Annotated in this window: 16 protein-coding genes; 9 read left to right on the top strand and 7 right to left on the bottom strand. The window is 74.2% G+C overall.

All coding sequences use genetic code 11. The annotated features are described in order from the left end of the window. The first annotated feature begins 12 nt into the window (after window positions 1–12). Together ACFVTF_RS12095 and ACFVTF_RS12090 are read left to right on the top strand one after the other, a co-directional pair. A complete protein-coding gene (locus tag ACFVTF_RS12095; RefSeq protein ID WP_363585957.1) occupies window positions 13–252 on the top strand; it encodes a chaplin in 240 nt (79 codons plus the stop codon). 138 nt (window positions 253–390) lie between these two features. Then, the gene (locus ACFVTF_RS12090) at window positions 391–2,022 is read left to right on the top strand and encodes an AMP-binding protein (RefSeq protein ID WP_387812514.1); all 1,632 of its coding nucleotides are present in this window, start codon (window positions 391–393) and stop codon (window positions 2,020–2,022) included. Window positions 2,023–2,130: 108 nt separating this feature from the next. Here the strand turns inward: ACFVTF_RS12090 and ACFVTF_RS12085 are convergent, their stop codons facing one another. Next, window positions 2,131–2,532: a YccF domain-containing protein gene (locus ACFVTF_RS12085; protein ID WP_063346584.1), complete on the bottom strand. Its 402-nt coding sequence runs from the start codon at window positions 2,530–2,532 to the stop codon at window positions 2,131–2,133. 201 nt (window positions 2,533–2,733) lie between these two features. Between ACFVTF_RS12085 and ACFVTF_RS12080 the strand changes: the two genes are divergently transcribed. The 3 genes from ACFVTF_RS12080 (at window position 2,734) to ACFVTF_RS12070 (ending at window position 7,108) form a co-directional block, all read left to right on the top strand. Continuing rightward, the gene (locus ACFVTF_RS12080; RefSeq protein WP_387812511.1) at window positions 2,734–3,144 is read left to right on the top strand and encodes a DUF6153 family protein; all 411 of its coding nucleotides are present in this window, start codon (window positions 2,734–2,736) and stop codon (window positions 3,142–3,144) included. 98 nt (window positions 3,145–3,242) lie between these two features. Beyond that, window positions 3,243–4,844: a multicopper oxidase family protein gene (locus tag ACFVTF_RS12075; RefSeq protein ID WP_387812508.1), complete on the top strand. Its 1,602-nt coding sequence runs from the start codon at window positions 3,243–3,245 to the stop codon at window positions 4,842–4,844. 260 nt (window positions 4,845–5,104) lie between these two features. After that, the gene (locus ACFVTF_RS12070; RefSeq protein WP_387812506.1) at window positions 5,105–7,108 is read left to right on the top strand and encodes an amino acid transporter; all 2,004 of its coding nucleotides are present in this window, start codon (window positions 5,105–5,107) and stop codon (window positions 7,106–7,108) included. A gap of 76 nt (window positions 7,109–7,184) precedes the next feature. On the opposite strand, the gene ACFVTF_RS12065 is transcribed toward ACFVTF_RS12070, so the two are convergent. Further along, complete coding sequence (locus ACFVTF_RS12065; protein WP_387812503.1) at window positions 7,185–7,817, bottom strand: transglycosylase family protein; 633 nt, start codon at window positions 7,815–7,817, stop codon at window positions 7,185–7,187. Between the two features lie 244 nt (window positions 7,818–8,061). On the opposite strand from ACFVTF_RS12065, the gene ACFVTF_RS12060 reads away from it, so the two are divergent. Further along, on the top strand, window positions 8,062–8,913 hold the full coding sequence (locus ACFVTF_RS12060) for an S-methyl-5'-thioadenosine phosphorylase (RefSeq protein WP_387812500.1): 852 nt from the start codon (window positions 8,062–8,064) through the stop codon (window positions 8,911–8,913). Here ACFVTF_RS12060 and ACFVTF_RS12055 read toward each other — a convergent pair. Together ACFVTF_RS12055 and ACFVTF_RS12050 are read right to left on the bottom strand one after the other, a co-directional pair. Next, window positions 8,888–9,310, bottom strand: coding sequence for a hypothetical protein (locus ACFVTF_RS12055; RefSeq protein WP_363579888.1), 423 nt, complete (start codon window positions 9,308–9,310; stop codon window positions 8,888–8,890). The two genes, ACFVTF_RS12060 and ACFVTF_RS12055, sit on opposite strands and share 26 nt — an antisense overlap. Further along, window positions 9,310–10,413, bottom strand: a complete 1,104-nt coding sequence (locus ACFVTF_RS12050; RefSeq protein ID WP_387812496.1) for a molybdopterin-dependent oxidoreductase — start codon at window positions 10,411–10,413, stop codon at window positions 9,310–9,312. Before ACFVTF_RS12050 ends, ACFVTF_RS12055 begins: the two co-directional genes overlap by 1 nt. 113 nt (window positions 10,414–10,526) lie before the next feature. On the opposite strand from ACFVTF_RS12050, the gene ACFVTF_RS12045 reads away from it, so the two are divergent. Beyond that, entirely contained in the window at window positions 10,527–11,942 is a 1,416-nt protein-coding gene (locus ACFVTF_RS12045) for a glycosyltransferase 87 family protein (protein WP_387812493.1), read from the top strand. Here the strand turns inward: ACFVTF_RS12045 and ACFVTF_RS12040 are convergent. From ACFVTF_RS12040 to ACFVTF_RS12030, 3 genes are all read right to left on the bottom strand, one after another. Further along, window positions 11,863–14,295, bottom strand: coding sequence for a HelD family protein (locus ACFVTF_RS12040; protein WP_387812490.1), 2,433 nt, complete (start codon window positions 14,293–14,295; stop codon window positions 11,863–11,865). The two genes, ACFVTF_RS12045 and ACFVTF_RS12040, sit on opposite strands and share 80 nt — an antisense overlap. Before the next feature lie 90 nt (window positions 14,296–14,385). Further along, window positions 14,386–15,600, bottom strand: coding sequence for a glycosyltransferase (locus ACFVTF_RS12035; RefSeq protein WP_387812487.1), 1,215 nt, complete (start codon window positions 15,598–15,600; stop codon window positions 14,386–14,388). Between the two features lie 302 nt (window positions 15,601–15,902). Next, window positions 15,903–16,376, bottom strand: a complete 474-nt coding sequence (locus ACFVTF_RS12030) for a hypothetical protein (RefSeq protein ID WP_387812484.1) — start codon at window positions 16,374–16,376, stop codon at window positions 15,903–15,905. A gap of 265 nt (window positions 16,377–16,641) precedes the next feature. Here ACFVTF_RS12030 and ACFVTF_RS12025 point away from each other — a divergent pair, with 265 nt between their 5' ends. Both ACFVTF_RS12025 and ACFVTF_RS12020 read left to right on the top strand, forming a co-directional pair. Further along, entirely contained in the window at window positions 16,642–17,355 is a 714-nt protein-coding gene (locus ACFVTF_RS12025) for a molybdopterin-dependent oxidoreductase (RefSeq protein WP_387812481.1), read from the top strand. Continuing rightward, entirely contained in the window at window positions 17,339–17,947 is a 609-nt protein-coding gene (locus ACFVTF_RS12020) for a cytochrome b/b6 domain-containing protein (protein ID WP_387812478.1), read from the top strand. Before ACFVTF_RS12025 ends, ACFVTF_RS12020 begins: the two co-directional genes overlap by 17 nt. The last annotated feature ends 108 nt before the right edge of the window (window positions 17,948–18,055 follow it).

The raw sequence follows: 18,055 nt of genomic DNA, 5'->3' as shown, positions 1-18,055 counted from the left end.
AGGAGTGACGCAATGCGTATTCGTACCACCCTCGCCGCCACCGCCCTCGCCGCCGTGGCCGTCCTGGCCGGTGCCGGCACCGCCGCCGCGGGCGACGCGACCGCGAACGGTGTCGCGTTCGGTTCCCCCGGTGTGCTCTCCGGCAACCAGATCCAGATCCCGATCAACCTCGAGGCCAACGTCTGCGGCAACTCGATCGGCATCATCAGCATCCTCAACCCGGCCTTCGGCAACACCTGCGTCAACGCCTGACCCGACTGCTGGGGCCGCCCGTCGAACCCGACGGGCGGCCCCAGCATCGTGTCCGCACCCCCGTTCGGGGGTGGTGGCGCGGGCGCGCGGTGGAGACCATGGGGGCCGACCCGCACGCGCCCACCCAGGAGCCAGAACGTGCCGACCACGCCGACCCCGCGCAGCTACGCCTCCGGCACCTCGGACGTGCCGCTGCTCGGCGACACCATCGGGGAGAACCTCGACCGCGCGGTGCGCGCCTTCCCCGAGCGGGACGCCCTGATCGACCGGGCCACCGCCCGCCGCTGGACGTACGCCGAACTCGCCGCCGACGTCGACGCGTTGGCCATGGGCCTGCTCGACCTCGGCATCGCCAAGGGCGACCGGATCGGCATCTGGGCGCCCAACTGCGCCGAGTGGACGCTCACCCAGTACGCCACCGCCAAGCTCGGCGCGATCCTGGTCACCATCAACCCGGCGTACCGCTCGCACGAGTTGGCGTACGTGCTGAACCAGGCCGGGATCCGCCTGCTGGTCGCGGCCGAGCGCTTCAAGACCTCCGACTACGCCGGAATGATCGAGGAAGTGCGGCCCGGGTGCCCCGAGTTGGAGCGCAGGGTGCTGATCGGCGGCGCCGACTGGGACGCCCTGCTCGCCGCCGGGCGCCGCGCCGACCCCGGCCTACTCGCGCAGCGGCAGCGGGAGTTGGCGCCGGACGACCCGATCAACATCCAGTACACCTCCGGGACCACCGGCTCCCCCAAGGGCGCGACCCTGTCGCACCACAACATCCTCAACAACGGCTACTTCGTCGGGGAACTGCTCGACTACACCGAGCAGGACCGGATCTGCGTCCCGGTGCCGTTCTACCACTGCTTCGGCATGGTGATGGCGAACCTCGCGGCCGTCTCCCACGGCGCCTGCACGGTGATCCCCGCACCCTCCTTCGACCCGGGCGCCACCCTGGCCGCCGTCGCCGCCGAGCGCTGCACCTCGCTGTACGGGGTGCCCACCATGTTCATCGCCGAACTCGCCGACCCGGACTTCGCGCGCCACGACCTGAGCAGCCTGCGCACCGGCATCATGGCGGGCTCCCCCTGCCCGGCCGAGGTGATGAAGGACGTCATCGGCCGGATGGGCATGGCCGAGGTCGCCATCTGCTACGGCATGACCGAGACCTCGCCCGTCTCCACCCAGACCCGCGCCGACGACACGGTCGACCGCCGGGTCTCCACCGTCGGCCGGGTCGGCCCGCACCTGGAGGTCAAGGTCGTCGACCCGGCCACCGGCCGGACCGTCCCGCGCGGCGAGCCCGGTGAACTCTGCACCCGCGGCTACTCCGTCATGCTCGGCTACTGGGGTGAGCCCGAGCGCACCGCCGAGGCCGTCGACGCCGCCCGCTGGATGCACACCGGCGACCTCGCCGTCATGGACGAGGACGGCTACCTCGCCATCACCGGCCGGATCAAGGACATGGTCATCCGTGGCGGCGAGAACCTGTACCCGCGCGAGATCGAGGAGTTCCTGTACACCCACCCCGACGTCCTCGACGTCCAGGTCGTCGGCGTGCCCGACGCCCGGTACGGCGAGGAGCTGATGGCGTGGATCCGCATGCGCGCGGGAGCCGAGCCGCTCACCGCCGACACCGTCCGCGCCTACTGTGCCGGCCGGCTCTCCCACGTCAAGATCCCGCGGTACGTGCACGTGGTCGAGGAGTTCCCGATGACCGTCACCGGCAAGGTCCGCAAGGTCGAGATGCGGGCGGAGGCCGTGCGCCTGCTCGGCCTCTGACCCGACCCGCAACCGGCCGCCGGACCGCCCGTACACGCCGAACGGCCCCGGGCCGGCGGTTCCTCCGCCGGCCCGGGGCCGTTCGTCCTGCGGCTGCCTCTCCTGCGGCTACCGGGCGCCCCAGGCCTGGTCGGTGGGGACGACCTCGCGGCCGAGCGGCATGAGGGAGATCGGGATCATCTTGAGGTTCGCCCAGCCGAACGGGATGCCGATGATCGACAGGAACAGCGGGATGCTGGTCACCAGGTGCGCGATCGCCAGCCACCAGCCCGCGAAGATCAGCCAGATGACGTTCCCGACGCAGGACGCCGCCCCGGCACCCGGCTTCTCCACGGTCGTCCGTCCGAACGGCCACAGTATGAACCCGGCGATCCGGAAGGACGCGACGCCGAACGGGATGGTCACGATCAGCACGCAGCAGATGATTCCGGCGACGGTATAGGCAATGGCCATCCAGATACCGCAGAAGATCAGCCAAATGACATTGAGGACGAACTCGATCACCTTCATGGCCGACACCTTCTCACGGCTGCTGCTCGGGGTTCCACGATCCAGCCATGCCCGCCCCCGGGCGCGTCTACGCCCTTAGGGGACGTTCCTCGGGGTTAGTTCCGGGGTCGGCGCGGGCGGCCTGCCCCGGCTCGGCCGGAGGGTGCGACTCGGGATACCCTGTGGGGGTAACTGGTGGCGGGATCGGTCGGGAGGTGGACGATGGCGGAGCCGCGTCCGGCCGTCCCCCGGGCCCTGCGCCTGCTGCTCCTCGCGGCGCTCCTGCTCGGCATCGTGACGATGCACACGCTCGGCCATCCGGCCGCCGGCGGGCACGGGGTGGAGCACGGGACGGACCACGGGCCGACGCGGCACGCCGTGAGCGCCGCTCACCCGGCGGGCGCCGGGGAGACGGTGCACACCGCCGCGGCCGACGGCATGGATCCGATGACGGTGTGTCTGGCCGTGCTCGCGGGCTGGACGTTGCTGCTCCTCGTCGCCGGCCCGCTGCTGCGGCACAGCGGCGACGCCGCCGCCGAGGTGAGGGCCCGGCTGCTGCGGGCCGTCCGCGCGCTGCCGCCGCCCGGAGGCGGGCGGATCCTCCTCGCCCGGTTGTCGGTGCTGCGTCAGTAGGCGTACGCCGGCCGCCCCGGGTCCGCGCTCCGGCGCGGGCGGGACGGCCGTCGCGACGTCCTGCTCACCCACACCCACCGCACGAGGTGCACTCCGTCATGCGCACACCCACCCGTCGTACCGTGCTCGGCGCGGCGCTCGCCGCCGCCGGCACCGGTCTGCTCGCCGCCTGTTCCGCCGATCCGATGAAGGGCATGGACCACGGGGGCGCCGCCCCCACCACCCCGGGCGGCTTCGTCGCCCCCGGCGGCCCCGAGGTCGCCGCCGCCGAGGCGCGGCGCGGGCCCGGGCCGGAGCGCAGGGTCGCGCTCACCGCCACCGAGACGACGCTCGACCTGGGCGGCCGCACCGTCCGCAGCTGGGCGTACGGCGACCGCCTGCCCGGCCAGGAGGTGCGCGCCACGGTCGGCGAGACGCTCGCCGTCAGTCTCGCCAACCACCTTCCGCAGCCCACCTCGTTGCACTGGCACGGCCTCGCGCTGCGCAACGACATGGACGGCGTGCCCGGGCTCACCCAGGACGCGGTGCGGGCGGGCGCCGGCGCCGAGTACCGCTTCGCGCTCGCCCACCCGGGGACGTACTGGTTCCACCCGCATTCCGGTGTTCAGCAGGACCGCGGCCTGTACGCGCCGCTGATCGTCGAGGACCCGAAGGAGCCGCTGCGCTACGACAAGGAGTGGGTCGTCGTCCTGGACGACTGGGTGGACGGGGTCGACGGCAGCACCCCGGACGCCGTGCTCGCCGAACTCGCCCGGGGCATGGGCGGGATGGACCACGCGGGAATGGACCACTCGGCGATGGGCGGCCACGACATGGCCGCCATGGGCGGCACTCCGACCGGCGCCCCGAGCACCGCCCCGCCCGCCGCCGGCCCGTCCCGGATGCTGATGGGGGCCCGCAGCGCGCTGCTCGGCGGCGACGCGGGTGACGTCGGCTACCCGTTCCACCTGGTCAACGGCCGGCTCGCCACCGCGCCCGAGACCTTCACCGCCAAGCCCGGCGACCGGGTCCGGATCCGGCTGATCAACGCGGGCGGCGACACCGCCTACCGGGTCGCGCTGGGCGGCCACGAGCTGACCGTCACCCACACCGACGGCTTCCCGGTCGAGCCGGCCACCACCCAGGCGCTGCTGCTCGGCATGGGCGAGCGCTACGACGTGCTGGTGACCGTCCAGGACGGCGTGTTCCCGCTGACCGCGCTCGCCGAGGGTAAGAACGCCTCCGCACTCGCCCTGCTGCGCACCGGCGGCGGCGCCGCGCCGGACGCCTCGGTGCGCCCGGCGGAGCTGGACGGCAGGCTGCTCGGCGCGGCACAGCTCAAGGCCGACCCGAGCGTGCGGCTGCCCGCCAGGGCGCCGGACCGGACGGTGCGGCTGGAGCTCACCGGCGGCATGGCGAAGGCCGACTGGGCGTTCAACGGCCGCCGGTACGACCCGGCGCAGCGCTACCCGGTGGCGGCGGGGGAGCGGGTGCGGCTGGAGTTCCGCAACACCACGAGCATGTGGCACCCCGTCCACCTGCACGGCCACACCTTCGCGCTGCCCGGTGACGGGCCCCGCAAGGACACCGCGATCGTGCTGCCGGGCGCGACGCTCGCCGTCGACTTCGACGCCGACAACCCGGGCCTGTGGATGGTGCACTGCCACAACGTCTACCACGCGGAGACGGGCATGATGACCGTCCTCGGCTACCGGGCCTGACCTTCGCGGCACGCGGCGCCGGGGCGGGGGAGCGGCCCTGCCCCGGCGCCGACCTGCCGTCGGTCGGAGCCCCGTCGCGGGCGCACTGTCACCGGCCGCACCACCGGCCGCACCACCGGTCGCACCACCCGCCGCGACCTGCGGAGCAATGACGTTTTCTTAACGCGGGGCGATGACGTGTCCTTAACGCCGGTCGCATAGCCTGTCGCACTGCCGTCGCCCGACGGCGCTTTTACGGGGTCTTTAACAAGAGGTGCAAGGTGGTTTCGTCGGGTTCGACGGAGGCGGCGACGGCGGAACCGTCGTCGGCGCGAATACGGTTGCGCGGCTGGCTGCTGGAGGGCGTGTCGGCGGACAGGCCGGCCACCGGGGAAGCCGGCCAGGACGGTTCGCAGGGCGGCGCGCAGGCGGGGGACTCCGGCGCGCACAAGGGCCAGCGCTGGTGGCGGGTGATGTGCCTGACCGGCCTGGACTACTTCTCCACGCTCGGCTACCAGCCGGGCATCGCCGCCCTGGCCGCGGGCGTGCTGTCGCCGATCGCGACGATCGTGCTGGTGATCGTGACCCTGCTCGGCGCGCTGCCGGTCTACCGGCGGGTCGCGCAGGAGAGCCCGCGCGGCGAGGGCTCGATCGCCATGCTGGAGCGGCTGTTGTCGTTCTGGAAGGGCAAGCTGTTCGTCCTGGCGCTGCTCGGTTTCGCGGCGACGGACTTCCTCATCACGATCACCCTGTCGGCCGCCGACGCGAGCGCGCACCTGGTGGAGAACCCGCACCTGACCAGCGTCCTCGGCGGCAAGCAGGTGCTGATCACGCTGATCCTGGTCGCGCTGCTCGGCGCGGTGTTCCTGAAGGGCTTCAGCGAGGCGATCGGCCTGGCGGTGGCCCTGGTCGGGGTCTACCTGGCGCTGAACGTGGTCGTGGTGGCCGTCGGCATCTGGAAGATCATCGAGGCGCCGCACGTGGTCACGGACTGGACCACTGCGCTGACCGCCCAGCACGGCAACCCGGTGATCATGGTGGGTGTGGCGCTGGTGGTCTTCCCGAAGCTGGCGCTCGGCCTGTCCGGCTTCGAGACCGGCGTCGCCGTGATGCCGCACATCGAGGGCGACCCGGACGACACCGAGGAGAAGCCGACCGGCCGGATCCGCGGCACCCGCAAGCTGCTCACCACGGCCGCCGTGATCATGAGCTGCTTCCTGATCACCACCAGCTTCATCACCACCCTGCTGATCCCGGCCGACCAGTTCAAGCCCGGCGGCGACGCGAACGGCCGCGCCCTCGCCTACCTGGCCCACGAGTACCTGGGCGGCACCTTCGGCAGCGTCTACGACCTGTCCACGATCGCCATCCTCTGGTTCGCCGGCGCCTCCGCCATGGCGGGCATGCTCAACCTGCTGCCGCGCTACCTGCCCCGCTACGGCATGGCCCCGCACTGGGCCCGCGCGGTGCGGCCGATGGTGATCGTGCTGACCCTGATCGGCTTCCTGGTCACCTGGCTGTTCGACGCCAACGTGGACGCCCAGGGCGGCGCGTACGCGACCGGCGTGCTGGTGCTGATCAGCTCGGCCGCCATCGCCGTCACCATCGCCGCGTACAAGGCGAAGCAGCGGGGCTGGACCACCGCCTTCGCGATCATCGCGGCGATCTTCCTGTACACCACCGTGCTGAACTGCCTGGAGCGGCCGGACGGTCTGAAGATCGGCGCCTGCTTCATCGCCGGCATCATCCTGGTCTCGCTGCTCTCCCGGCTGCGCCGGGCCTTCGAGCTGCGCGTCACCGATGTGGTGCTGGACGACGTGGCGGAACGTTTCGTCAGGGACTACGCGCACCGCCCGCTGCGGCTGATCGCCAACGAGCCGACCCACCGCGACGTCGCCGAGTACCGCGACAAGATCCGCCAGATCCGCGCCGACAACGACATCCCCGGTGAGGACGACCTGGTCTTCGTCGAGGTGACCGTCCGGGACGCCTCCGACTTCGAGACTGTGCTGACCGTGAGCGGCGAGGTGCTGCACGGCCGCTACCGGGTGCTGACGCTGGAGAGCTCCAGCATCCCGAACGCGATCGCCGCGCTGGCCCTCACCATCCGGGACCGCACCGGGCAGCAGCCGCACCTCTACTTCGAGTGGACCGAGGGCAACCCCTTCGCCCAGTTCCTGCGGTTCTTCCTGTTCGGCCAGGGCGAGGTGGCCCCGGTCACCCGCGAGGTGCTGCGCGAGGCCGAACCCGACCGCAGCCGCCGCCCGCGCGTCCACGTCGGCTGACGCTCCGCCGCACGACGTCGTCGGCCCGCCCGGTCCTGTGCGACCGGGCGGGCCGACTGCTGTGCGGGGGCCGGGTTCAGGACGGCAGGCGCAGCGCGGTGCCCGGCTGGATGAGGTCCGGGTCGTCGCCGACGGCGTCGCGGTTGAGCGCGTAGAGGGCCGGCCAGCCGCCGGGCACGCGCAGGGTCTCGGCGATGTCGCCCAGGGTGTCGCCCTCGCGGACCGTCCACCCGCCGTCGCCGGCCTCGGTGCCGGCGCCGTCAGCGGCGGGCCTGGGCGCGTGCGCGGGTGCGGGTGCGGGTGGCGGGGGAAGGGCGGCGCCGCGCTCGCGGTCGTGGCCGCGGGTGGCGCGGGCGCCGCAGGCGGGCCAGGGGGCGAGGCCGCGCCTCCCGGCGAGGTTCTGGGCCACCGCGATCTGCTCCTCGCGGCTGGCGAGGTCGGCGCGCGGGGCGTAGGCGAGGCCGCCGTTCTCGCGCCAGGTGGGGTTGTCGAACTGGAGGCCGCCGAAGTAGCCGTTGCCGCTGTTGGTGTGCCAGTTGCCGCTGCTCTCGCAGGCCGCCACGCTCTCCCAGTCGTACCTCCCTCCGTCGAACCCCCGGCCGGGGTCGCTGCCCGGGGGAGCGGCCTGGGCCGCGGGAGCGGTGAGGGCCACGGCGAGCACGCACAGGGCGGCGGGGACGAGGCGGCGAAGACGAACGGTGGGAGGCATCGGCGGCTCTCAGATTCGGGAACAGGGCGTGCACCGTCCGGAGGCGGCGCACACCAACCGACGCACGCCGGGTGGGGCGCGCCGCCGCCGACACGTCCGGCAAGTCACCCGCTCGGCCGCCCCGGACCACCCCGTCGGCCCGCGGCCATCCGGCCCCGCCCGGCGTCCCGGAACCGTAAGGACCGGCGCCGCCGCGCGGACCCTAGAGTGGCCGGGACGCCTCCCCGAGGAAGGGTTAAGAACGATGACGATCGATCAGGGAACCGGTGGCCCGCGCGCCGAACTGGGCGTGATCGGCGGCTCAGGGCTCTACGCGCTGCTCGACGACGTGACCGAACTGCGCGTCGACACGCCGTACGGGCCGCCCAGCGACGCGCTGTTCCTGGGCGAGGTGGCCGGCCGCCGGGTCGCCTTCCTCCCCCGGCACGGGCGCGGCCACGGCCTGCCGCCGCACCGGATCGACTACCGGGCCAACCTGTGGGCGCTGCACTCCCTGGGCGTGCGCCAGGTGCTCGGACCGTGCGCCGTCGGCGGGCTGCGCCCGGAGTACGGGCCCGGCACGCTGCTGGTGCCCGACCAGTTCGTCGACCGCACCTCCGGCCGGGTGCAGACCTACTACGACGGCCTGCCGCTGCCCGGCGGGGCGGTGCCCGAGGTGGTGCACGTCTCGATGGCCGACCCGTACTGCCCGGACGGGCGGCGCGCCGCCCTGGACGCCGCCCGGGACGCGGCCTGGGAGCCGGTGGACGGCGGCACCCTGGTGGTGATCGAGGGTCCGCGCTTCTCCACCCGCGCCGAGTCCCGCTGGTTCACCGCGAACGGCTGGTCGGTGGTCGGCATGACCGGCCACCCGGAGGCCGTCCTCGCCCGCGAACTCGGCCTCTGCTACACCTCGTTGGCGCTGGTCACCGACCTCGACGCGGGCGTGGAGAGCGGCGAGGGCGTCACCCACGCCGAGGTGCTGGAGGTCTTCGCCGGAAACGTCGACCGGCTGCGCACGGTGCTGTTCAAGGCGCTGGAGAGCCTGCCCGCCGTCCGGGACTGCGTCTGCTCGCACGCCCTGGACGGGCTCACGACGGGTCTGCCGGGCGTCTGACCCGCGGGCGCCGCCGCCACCACCGGACGAGTGCGAACAGCAGCACCGGCCCGGCGGTGGCGGCCAGCACCAGCAGCCAGTTGCGCAGGTACGGCAGCGGCAGGAGGGAGGAGTTGCCGTGGTTCTCGCCGTCCCGCAGCACCGCCGGCAGCCCGATCGCGCTCACCGCCGCCGCGACGACCAGCCAGCCGCGCAGCGCCCAGTCGCGCGCCAGCCGCGCGCCGACCAGGCAGAGCAGCGGCACCCACAGCCCGTCGTGCAGCAGCACCCCGCCCACGGCCCAGACCAGCACGTCGAGCGGGGCGGTGATGTAGGAGTCGGTGAGCAGGCCCGACAGGCCGAAGCCGATCAGGGCGAGCCCGCCGAGCAGCAGTACCGCGCGCAGCCACCGGGGCATCAGATCACCTCCAGGCGCGCGACCCACTTGGTCTGCAGCACCCCCGGCCGGTTGGGCGCGATGATCCGCGCCGGGAAGCCGTGGTCCGCCGTCAGCACCTCGCCGTTGATTCGCAGCGCGAGCAGGGTGAGCGGGTCGACGGCGTACTCGGCGGGCATCCGCATCTCCCGGTACGGGCCGTCCGCCTCCAGCGAGGTGACCAGCAGGCCCGAGCCGGCCGGGGCGCCCGCCCGGACCAGCAGATCGGCCACCCGCACCCCGGTCCAGCGCGCCGAGAAGCTCCACCCCTCCACGCAGGCGATCGGCAAGTGCACGTCGTACTGCGGGAGTTGGTTCAGCTCGGCGAGGGAGAGCCGGTACGGCTGCGGGCCGTCCACCCGGAGCCGCCAGTCGGCCGGCACGGTGACCGTCCCGGCCTGCGCGGCGGTCCGGTTGACCGGCAGCCCCTGCGGGCCCAGGTCGGGGCGGCGCGGGGCCAGCAGGACCAGCCGGCGCAGGAAGGGGACGGTCTGCCCGGCCGTGGTGAGCGTGACCACGCCCGCCGCGGCCGTCACGGCGGCGAGGAACGCCCGCCGCTGCGGCAGCCCCGCCGCCGGGCGGCGCCAGTGCCGTCCGATCAGCGGCCCCTTGGCCGCGAGGTGGACGAACAGGCCGCCGGTGGCCAGCCAGGCCACCCAGAAGTGCGTCTGGCGGAACGGGAACGGCCACGGATACCACTGCAGGGTGTCGAACAGCCCGGTGACCAGCTCCAGCAGCATCGCCGCGACCAGCACGAAGATCCCCAGCCGCTCCAGCGCGTGCGCCACGCCGCGCACCGGCGGCCACGCGAACAGCTGCGGGTAGACCGTCCACAGCTTCGCCCCCAGCAACGGGACGGCCGCCAGGCCGCTGATCACGTGCAGCCCCTGGGTCACCCGGTAGCCGTTCACCGGGCGGCTCAGCAGATACGGCGTCAGCCAGCCGGGCGGGTCCTGGAGGGCGTGGCTGACCAGCCCGGTCAGGAAGCACACCAGCAGCGCGGCGCCCAGCCAGCGGCCGATCACCACGGCGGTGCGCGGCTCGTGCAGCGCCGAGCGGAATCGCGGAAGGAGGTTCGGAGTCACCCGTCCATGGAACCGTCGGGCCCCGGTTTCGCGGCGGTACGACGTGCTTACGGAATCCGAACGGCGCCACGCCGCTGCGGTCGCGCGCCGCCGCCCGGTGGCAGGGTGGGCGCGTGCCCACCCGCCTCCCGCTCACCCGCCCCCGGCCCGCCCGCGTGCTGCCCTGTCTGCTCGCGCTGGCCGCCCTGACCGCCGCGCTCGCCCTCACCGTCACCGGCGGCGGCACGCTCGGCCACCGCGCACCGCTGTACGCCTGGTACACCGTCGACGCCGCCCTGTACGCGCTCGCCCTGCTGGCGCTGCGCCGGGTGGGCGGCCGTCAGGTCGTGCCGCTGGTCCTGGCCGGGAGCGTCGCCGTCGCCGCCGTCGGCCTGCTCGCCCCGCCGCGCACCAGCGACGACGCCTACCGCTACGTCTGGGACGGCCGCGTCCAGGCCGCCGGCACCTCGCCGTACGCGCACACCCCGGACGACCCGGCGCTCGCCCGGCTGCGCACCCCCGACCTGTGGCCCGCCGGCGGCGCCTGCGACGGCTGGGACGAGCGGCGCACCGCCGCCGGCGACTGCACCCGCATCAACCGGCCCGCCGTGCACACCATCTACCCGCCGGTCGCGGAGGCCTGGTTCCTCGCCCTGCACCCCCTCGGGGGAGGGGTGCGCGGGATGCAGGCCGCCGGCGCCCTGCTCGCGGTGGCGACCACGGGGGCGCTGCTGGTGATCGGGCGGGGCAGCCGGCGGGCCGCGCTGTGGGGGTGGTGCCCCGGTGTGGCGGTGTGGTCGGTCAACGACGCGCACGTGGACACCCTCGGGGCGCTGCTGCTGGTCGTGGGCCTCGGCTACGCGGCCCGGCGGAAGGCGACGCGGGCCGGCGCGCTGCTCGGCGCGGCCGTGGCGGTCAAGCTGATCCCCGCACTGGCCCTGCCGGGCGCACTGGCCCGCCGACGCCCGCGCGAGAGCGCCCTGCTGCTGGGCGCCTCGCTCGGCGCGTTCGCCCTGGCCTACCTGCCCTACCTCGCCGCCTCCGGCACCGGCGTGCTCGGCTACCTGCCCGGCTACCTGAAGGAGGAGGGGTACGAGCAGGGGCACCTCGACCGCTTCGGCCTGCTCGCCCTCCTCCTGCCGGACGCCCTGCTGCCGTGGGCCGCCGGGGCGGTCCTGGCCGCCGTCGCCCTGTGGGTGCTCCGGCGCGGCGACCCGGACCGCCCCTGGGACGGCGCCCTGTTCGTCACCGGCACGGCCCTGCTCCTCGCCGCGCCCGCCTACCCCTGGTACGGCCTGCTGGTGGTGGCCCTGGTCGGCCTCACCGGCCGCTGGGAGTGGCTCGCCGTCCCCGCCGCCGGGCAGTACCTCTATCTGACGGGCGGGGTCGAGGCCCAACAGGCCGCCTACAGCGCCGCGTTGGCGTGCGTCGTGGTCGGCGCCCTGCGGCGCGGGAGAACGGCCGCCGCCCTCAGTGGGGCTCCAGCCCCTGGAGCATCTCCGGCAGGTCCCGGCTGTGCAGCACCCCGAGGGACCTCGTCGCCCGGGTGAGGGCGACGTAGAGGTCGTTCACGCCGTGGGCGTGCGCCGCGAGGATCTCGGCGGGCTCCACGACCAGGACGGCGTCGAACTCAAGTCCCTTGGACTGTCCGGCCGTCAGCAGGACGGCCGGCGAATCCAGCGACGCCGGACCGTCGTTGACGCAGACGCCCGCCAACCCGGCGATCCCGTCGAGCAGTTCGGCCGGGGCGTCCGGGGCGTGGATGACCGCCAGCCGGCCGCCGTCCAGCGCCGCGAGCTCCCGCTCGACGGCGCCGCGCAGCGCCGCCGCCCGGTCGTCCGCGGGGATCCGCAGGCTCCACGGGCGGGTTCCGCCGCTGCGCACCGCGGTGGGGGCGCCGAGCGAGGGGTCGAGCGCCCGCAGGACGCCCTCGGTGACCTGCATGATCTCGGCCGGGGTGCGGTAGTTGATGGTGAGTTCCACCGTGCGCCAGCGCCCCGCCGTGTACGTGTCGAGGGCCTGGCCCCAGGAGCTCAGCCCGGCCGGCGCGCCGGTCTGCGCCAGGTCGCCGACGATCGTCATGGAACGGCCGGGGCAGCGGCGGGCCAGCATCCGCCAGGCCATCGGGGACAGCTCCTGGGCCTCGTCCACGATCACGTGCCCGTAGCCCCAGGTCCGGTCCTCGGCCGCGCGCTCGGCCAGCGGCCGGAGCGACTCCTCGCCGCGGTACTGGCGGGCCAGCATCTTCGCGTCCATCTCGACCAGCCCCACGCCGAAGTCGTCGAGGACGATCTTGGCGAACTCCAGCTCCGCCGCCTCGGCGGCGGCCTCGGCGCGCCGGGCGACGGCGGCGCCCGGAAGCGGGCCGAGCAGTTCGGCGACCTCGTCGAGCAGCGGTACGTCGTCGGTGGTCCAGGTTGTGGCGGCCTCCGCGGCTGTCACGGCCTCCTCGCCTTCCTCACCCTCCTCGGTGGCCTCGGCGCCGGACTCCCGCTCCGGGCCCGGCAGTTCGCGCAGCAGTGCGGCGCGTTCGGCCTCGGTGAAGTCCGGCATGGCGCTCGCCAGCAGCTCCGGGGAGCCGAACAGGCTCGTGAGCACCTGCTCCGGGTTCAGCAGCGGCCACAGCTTCTGCGCCACGGCCTGGAACTCGGGCTCGTTGACGAGCGCGTCGGCGAGGTCCGCCACGGCGTCCAGGCTCATCTCCCCGCCCTGGTCCCGGGCGATCCGCAGGGCCAGCTCCGAGGAGAGCCGCTCCACCAGGTCGGCCCGGGCCGCGTTGTGCGGCCGACCGCTCCGGTGCGCGGCGGCGTGGGCCCGCTCGCAGAGCGCCCGGCCGATCCGGAGCTGCAGGTTGAAGGGCGAGGTCCTGCCCACGGTGATGGTCCACGACTCCTCGGGCAGCTGCCGCAGGCCCTCCAGCGCGGCGGCGAGGACCTGGGCCATCCGGGCGTCGCCCTTGACGGCGGCCGCCTCGGGCGTCTCGGTGCCGGTCCCCGTCACCCCCGGGTAGAGCGTGCCGATGCTGCTCAGCACGACCTCGCTCTCGCCGAGCGCGGGAAGCACCTCGTCGATGTAGCGCAGGAACGTCGTGTTCGGCCCGATGACCAGCACACCGTGCTTGGCCAGCCGGTCGCGGTGGGTGTAGAGCAGGTACGCGGCGCGGTGCAGGGCGACGACGGTCTTGCCGGTGCCCGGGCCGCCCTGCACGACCAGGACGCCGCCGAGCGCGTCGCGGATGACGCGGTCCTGCTCGGCCTGGATGGTGGAGACGATGTCGCCCATCCGCCCCGTCCGGGCCGCCGTCAGCGAGGCGAGCAGGGCGCCCTCCCCGCTGAGCTCGGCGTTGCTGCGGCCCGCGTGGGCGCCCACGCCGAAGGCGTCGTCGTCGAAGTCGACGACCGTCCGGCCCTTGGTCCGCAGGTGCCGCCGCGCCACCACACCGCCCGGCGCGGCGGGCGTCGCCCGGTAGAACGGCTCCGCGGCCGCCGCCCGCCAGTCGGTGAGCAGCGGCTCGTGGTCGTCGTCCGACAGGGCGATCCGGCCGATGTACTGCCGCTCGCCGTCGGCGTCGTCGATCCGGCCGAAGCACAGCCCGTACTCGGCGGCGTGCAGCGCCGCCAGCCGCCGGGTGTGGTGGATCTCCATGGTGTCGCGCTCCAGGAGGGCCTGGATCGTCCCGCCCTTGTCCTGGAGGTGGACCTCGCGCAGCCGGGCGGCCGCGAGCGCGCGCTGGGCTTCGAGGCGTTCGTACAGCCTGCCGACGTACGCGTTCTCCGTCCGCAGTTCGCCGGCCCGCCAGTCGTCGGCGGGTGAATTCGGTTCGGACGAGGAGGATTTGGGCGAGGAGGATTTGGGCGAGGAGGATTCACATGAGGAGGATGAGGAGGGCGAGATGGGGGACAAACCTGGCTCCAGGTGTTCTGAGCTCTTCGATTCCTCGGGCTGTCGGCCGGGAAATCGGGGGTGGCGGCGGGTGGAATTATCCGGCACGCCTCAGCGGCCGGACGCGTCGAGCAGCAGTCGTGCGGCCAGCGCCGCGCCGTCGGTGCGGATCACGGTGGCCACGGCGGTCGCCCACACCCGGGTCTCCGGGGCGAGGGCCGTCCTGAGCGCGGCCGACAGGGACTCGGTGGTCGGGGTCGGCCCGTCGAGTGCCACGCCGATGCCCAGCTGGGCCACCCGGCCGGCCCAGTAGGGCTGGTCCGCGGTCTGCGGGACGACGACCTGGGGCGCGCCGGCCCGGGTGGCCGTCGTCGTGGTGCCCGCCCCGCCGTGGTGCACGACGGCGGCCACCCGGCCGAACAGCGCCTGCTGGTTGACCTCGCCGACGACGTAGCAGTCGCCCCGGTCGTCGACCGGGGCCAGGCCGGCCCAGCCGCGGGCCACGACCGCGCGGCGGCCCTGCGCGCGGACCGCCTCGACGGCCACCTGGGCGGCGTCCTCGGAGGCGAGCATCGGCATGCTGCCGAAGCCCACGTACACCGGCGGTGCGCCGGCGGCCAGGAAGGCCTCCAACCCGGCCGGCAGCGGGCGTCGGTCCGGCAGGATCCACGCGCCGGTCTGCACGACGTCCAGGTCCGCGGACTCCTGCCACGGGTCGAGGACCGGGTCGGTCGCCAGCCACGGCCGGTCGCCGATGACGTAGTCGCGGACGTCGTCCACCGGCGGCAGGCCGATCGACGCCCGGTTGGTGTTGAGCGCCGCGCCGAACAGCGCGTTGATGCTCTCGGCGTCCAGGCCCCACAGGACCCGGTTGTCGGTCACCTCCGGCGGGAACGGCCGGCCCGGGTACGCCAGCGGCGGGCGGCCCGGCGAGGGCAGGGTGAGCTGCTGGAAGGTCACCGACACGGAGCGGATGCCCAGCTTCTCGGCCACCGACAGCGCGCCCGCCGCGGCCGGCAGCATGCCGGTGGCCACCAGCACGTCGCAGCCCTCGGCCGCCGCCGTGACCGCCTCCAGCTGCCCGGCGATCACCGCGGCCGCGCGCTCCGGCAGGGACGACGGCGGCGGCGCCGCCACCGTCAGCGCCCGCGCCGACGGGCCGACCGGCACCAGCGGCACGTCGATGTGGGCCAACCGCTGCGCGAAGTCCTCGTCCGGTGGCGCGCACACCCGCACCTGCGCGCCGGACTCCCGCAGCCGCGCCGCGAGCCCCACCAGCGGTTCGACATCCCCGCGGGACCCGTACGTCGACAACAGCACACGCATTTTCGCGACCCCAAGATTTCCGCGGATTCCGGTTCAGGTCGACGATTGTGCGGCACGACCAGGGCCTTGCCGCAAGGCCCCCCGTACGTTATAAGTTGGAAGTGGCCGGGAGTGGTTTTTCCTCCTGTGCCTTTTTTCTCGTCCGCTGCGGGCGGACTTCTTTTCTGCTGGTGAAACGGTGTGCGTGGCGTGCACCGCAGGTGCTGCGTGTGCGGAGTGTTCGGCCCGGAATGGCGCCGTGACGACGCGGCGACGCAGACGGGGCCCGACCGGAGTTCCGGTCGGGCCCCGCCGGGTGTGGGTCAGGCCTTGATGGTGAGCCAGGCGCCGAGGCCGTTGCAGCCGCGGGCGTCGTAGCTGGTGCTGCGGTAGCCGGCCGGGATCGGCGAGTAGGGGCAGGTCCAGATGCCGTTGCGGACCAGTTCGTGGAACCAGGCGCCGACGCCGCTGCACCCCTGGGGGTTGTAGTTGGTCAGGACGTAGCCGGAGACGATCGGCGAGCCGGAGCAGGTCCACAGGCGGTTCTGGGCGGGCGCCTGGAACCAGGCGCCGTGGTTGTTGCAGCCGCTGGAGTTGAACATGGTGATGACGTAGCCGTCCGGGACGGGCGTTCCGGGGCAGGTCCAGCCGCCCACCGAGGCGGTCGCCGCGGGGGCGGCCGGGGTGGCGGCGGTGGCGGTTCCGGCCGCCGTGCCGGTGAGGGCGGCGGCGAGGAGGGCGACGACGGCCGTCGCTCTTCCCGCGTGGGCCCACAGTTGACGGAGGATTCTGGTCACGGCGCACCGGTCCGATCGGTAGCCCCGGCGGTCGCGGTCGGCCGGGGAGGGTGGAACAACGGGGATGCGTGGCACCGTAGTGGCGTGGCCGGAGCCGGGGGAATACGGGGGTTCGAAAGATCGTCGAACTTGACCGGAAAACGATCTCCCGCCGCTCGGACGCTCGACCGCCCGGCCGTGGAGCCTGCGGGCGGAGATGACGAAAGGCTGACGGACCGGTGCCGGGCCTCGCGCCGGCCGGGCTCGGGCTGGTGCAATCGGGGGCGTGGACAGAACAGGCGAAGAGGGCAGGGGAACCCCGGTGGGGCGGCGGGTGGTGCTCGGACTGCTCGGGCTCGGGGCCGTCGGGGTGGCGGCGGGGCCGTACCTGCAACGGGCCGAGTCGGGGTTGGCCGAACGGGACCCGAGCGGGCTGAGCGGGCTGCTGCCGGGCAACAACGGATTCCGGTACTACTCGGTGGTGTCGTCCGTCCCGGAGCGGGGCGTGGCGGACTACACGCTCAGCGTGGACGGGATGGTCGAGCGGCCCGCGACGTTCCGCCTGCCGGACCTGCGGGCGATGCCGCAGCGGCGGCTCGTGCGGGACGTGCAGTGCGTGACCGGGTGGCGGGTGCCGGACACCCCGTTCGAGGGGGTGCCGCTCGCGCACCTGCTGGACGCCGCGGGCGTGCGGCCGGGGGCCGGGGCCGTCCGGTTCAGCTGCTTCGACGGCGCGTACACCGAGAGCCTGACGCTGGCGCAGGCCCGACGGGACGACGTGCTGGTCGCGCTGCGGATGCAGGACAACCCCATCTCCCACACCCACGGCGGGCCGGTGCGGCTGTACGTCGCGCCGATGTACTTCTACAAGTCCGCCAAGTGGCTCTCCGGGATCACCGTGACCGGCTCGGTGGAGCCGGGCTACTGGGAGCGCGAGGGGTACGACGTCGACGCCTGGGTCGGCCGGTCGAACGGACGTGACGATGCGCCCACCGGCTGAACTCCTGCTGCGCTTCACCCGGGCCGAGCGCTGGGTGCACCGGACGACCGCCGCGCTGACCGGCGTCTGCCTGGTCACGGCGGCCTGCCTCTACCTCGCCCCGCTCGGCGAACTGGTCGGCAACCGGCGGCTGGTGGTGACGGTGCACGTGTGGTGCGGCCTCGCGCTGCCCGTGCCGCTGCTGCTCGGGCTCGCCTCGCGGGCGCTGCGCGCGGACGCCGCCCGGCTGAGCCGCTTCACCCCGGCGGACCGGGACTGGCTGCGCGCCGTCCGGCGCCGCGCCCCGCACCGGCCGGCGGGCAAGTTCAACGCCGGGCAGAAGCTCTACGCGCAGTGGACGCTCGGCTCGATGCTGGTGATCGTCGGCACCGGGCTGCTGATGTGGCTGCCGCGTCTCGCCCCGCCCGTCTGGCGGACCGGGGCGACCTTCGTCCACGACTGGCTGGCCGCCGCCATCGCCGTGGTGGTGGTCGGACACGTCCGGATGGCCTGGCGGGATCCGCAGGCGCGGCTCGGGATGCGGACCGGGCTGGTGGAGCGCCGGTGGGCCGAGCGCGAGCACCCGCAGTGGCGGCCGGTGGGCCGGGAGTAGGGGGCCGGTCGGACGTCTTGTCGTGGCCCGGGGGGTGTGGCAGGCTCGGCCGGGACGCCTCGAAGGGTGCCGCCGGGGCACCCCTGACCGTGGGGCCAAGAGGCGGTT

This window comes from Kitasatospora sp. NPDC057940, assembly GCF_042887425.1.
Classification (GTDB): domain Bacteria; phylum Actinomycetota; class Actinomycetes; order Streptomycetales; family Streptomycetaceae; genus Kitasatospora.
Note: the sequence above shows the minus strand (reverse complement) of the source record. Positions and strands in the feature narration are given on the sequence as shown.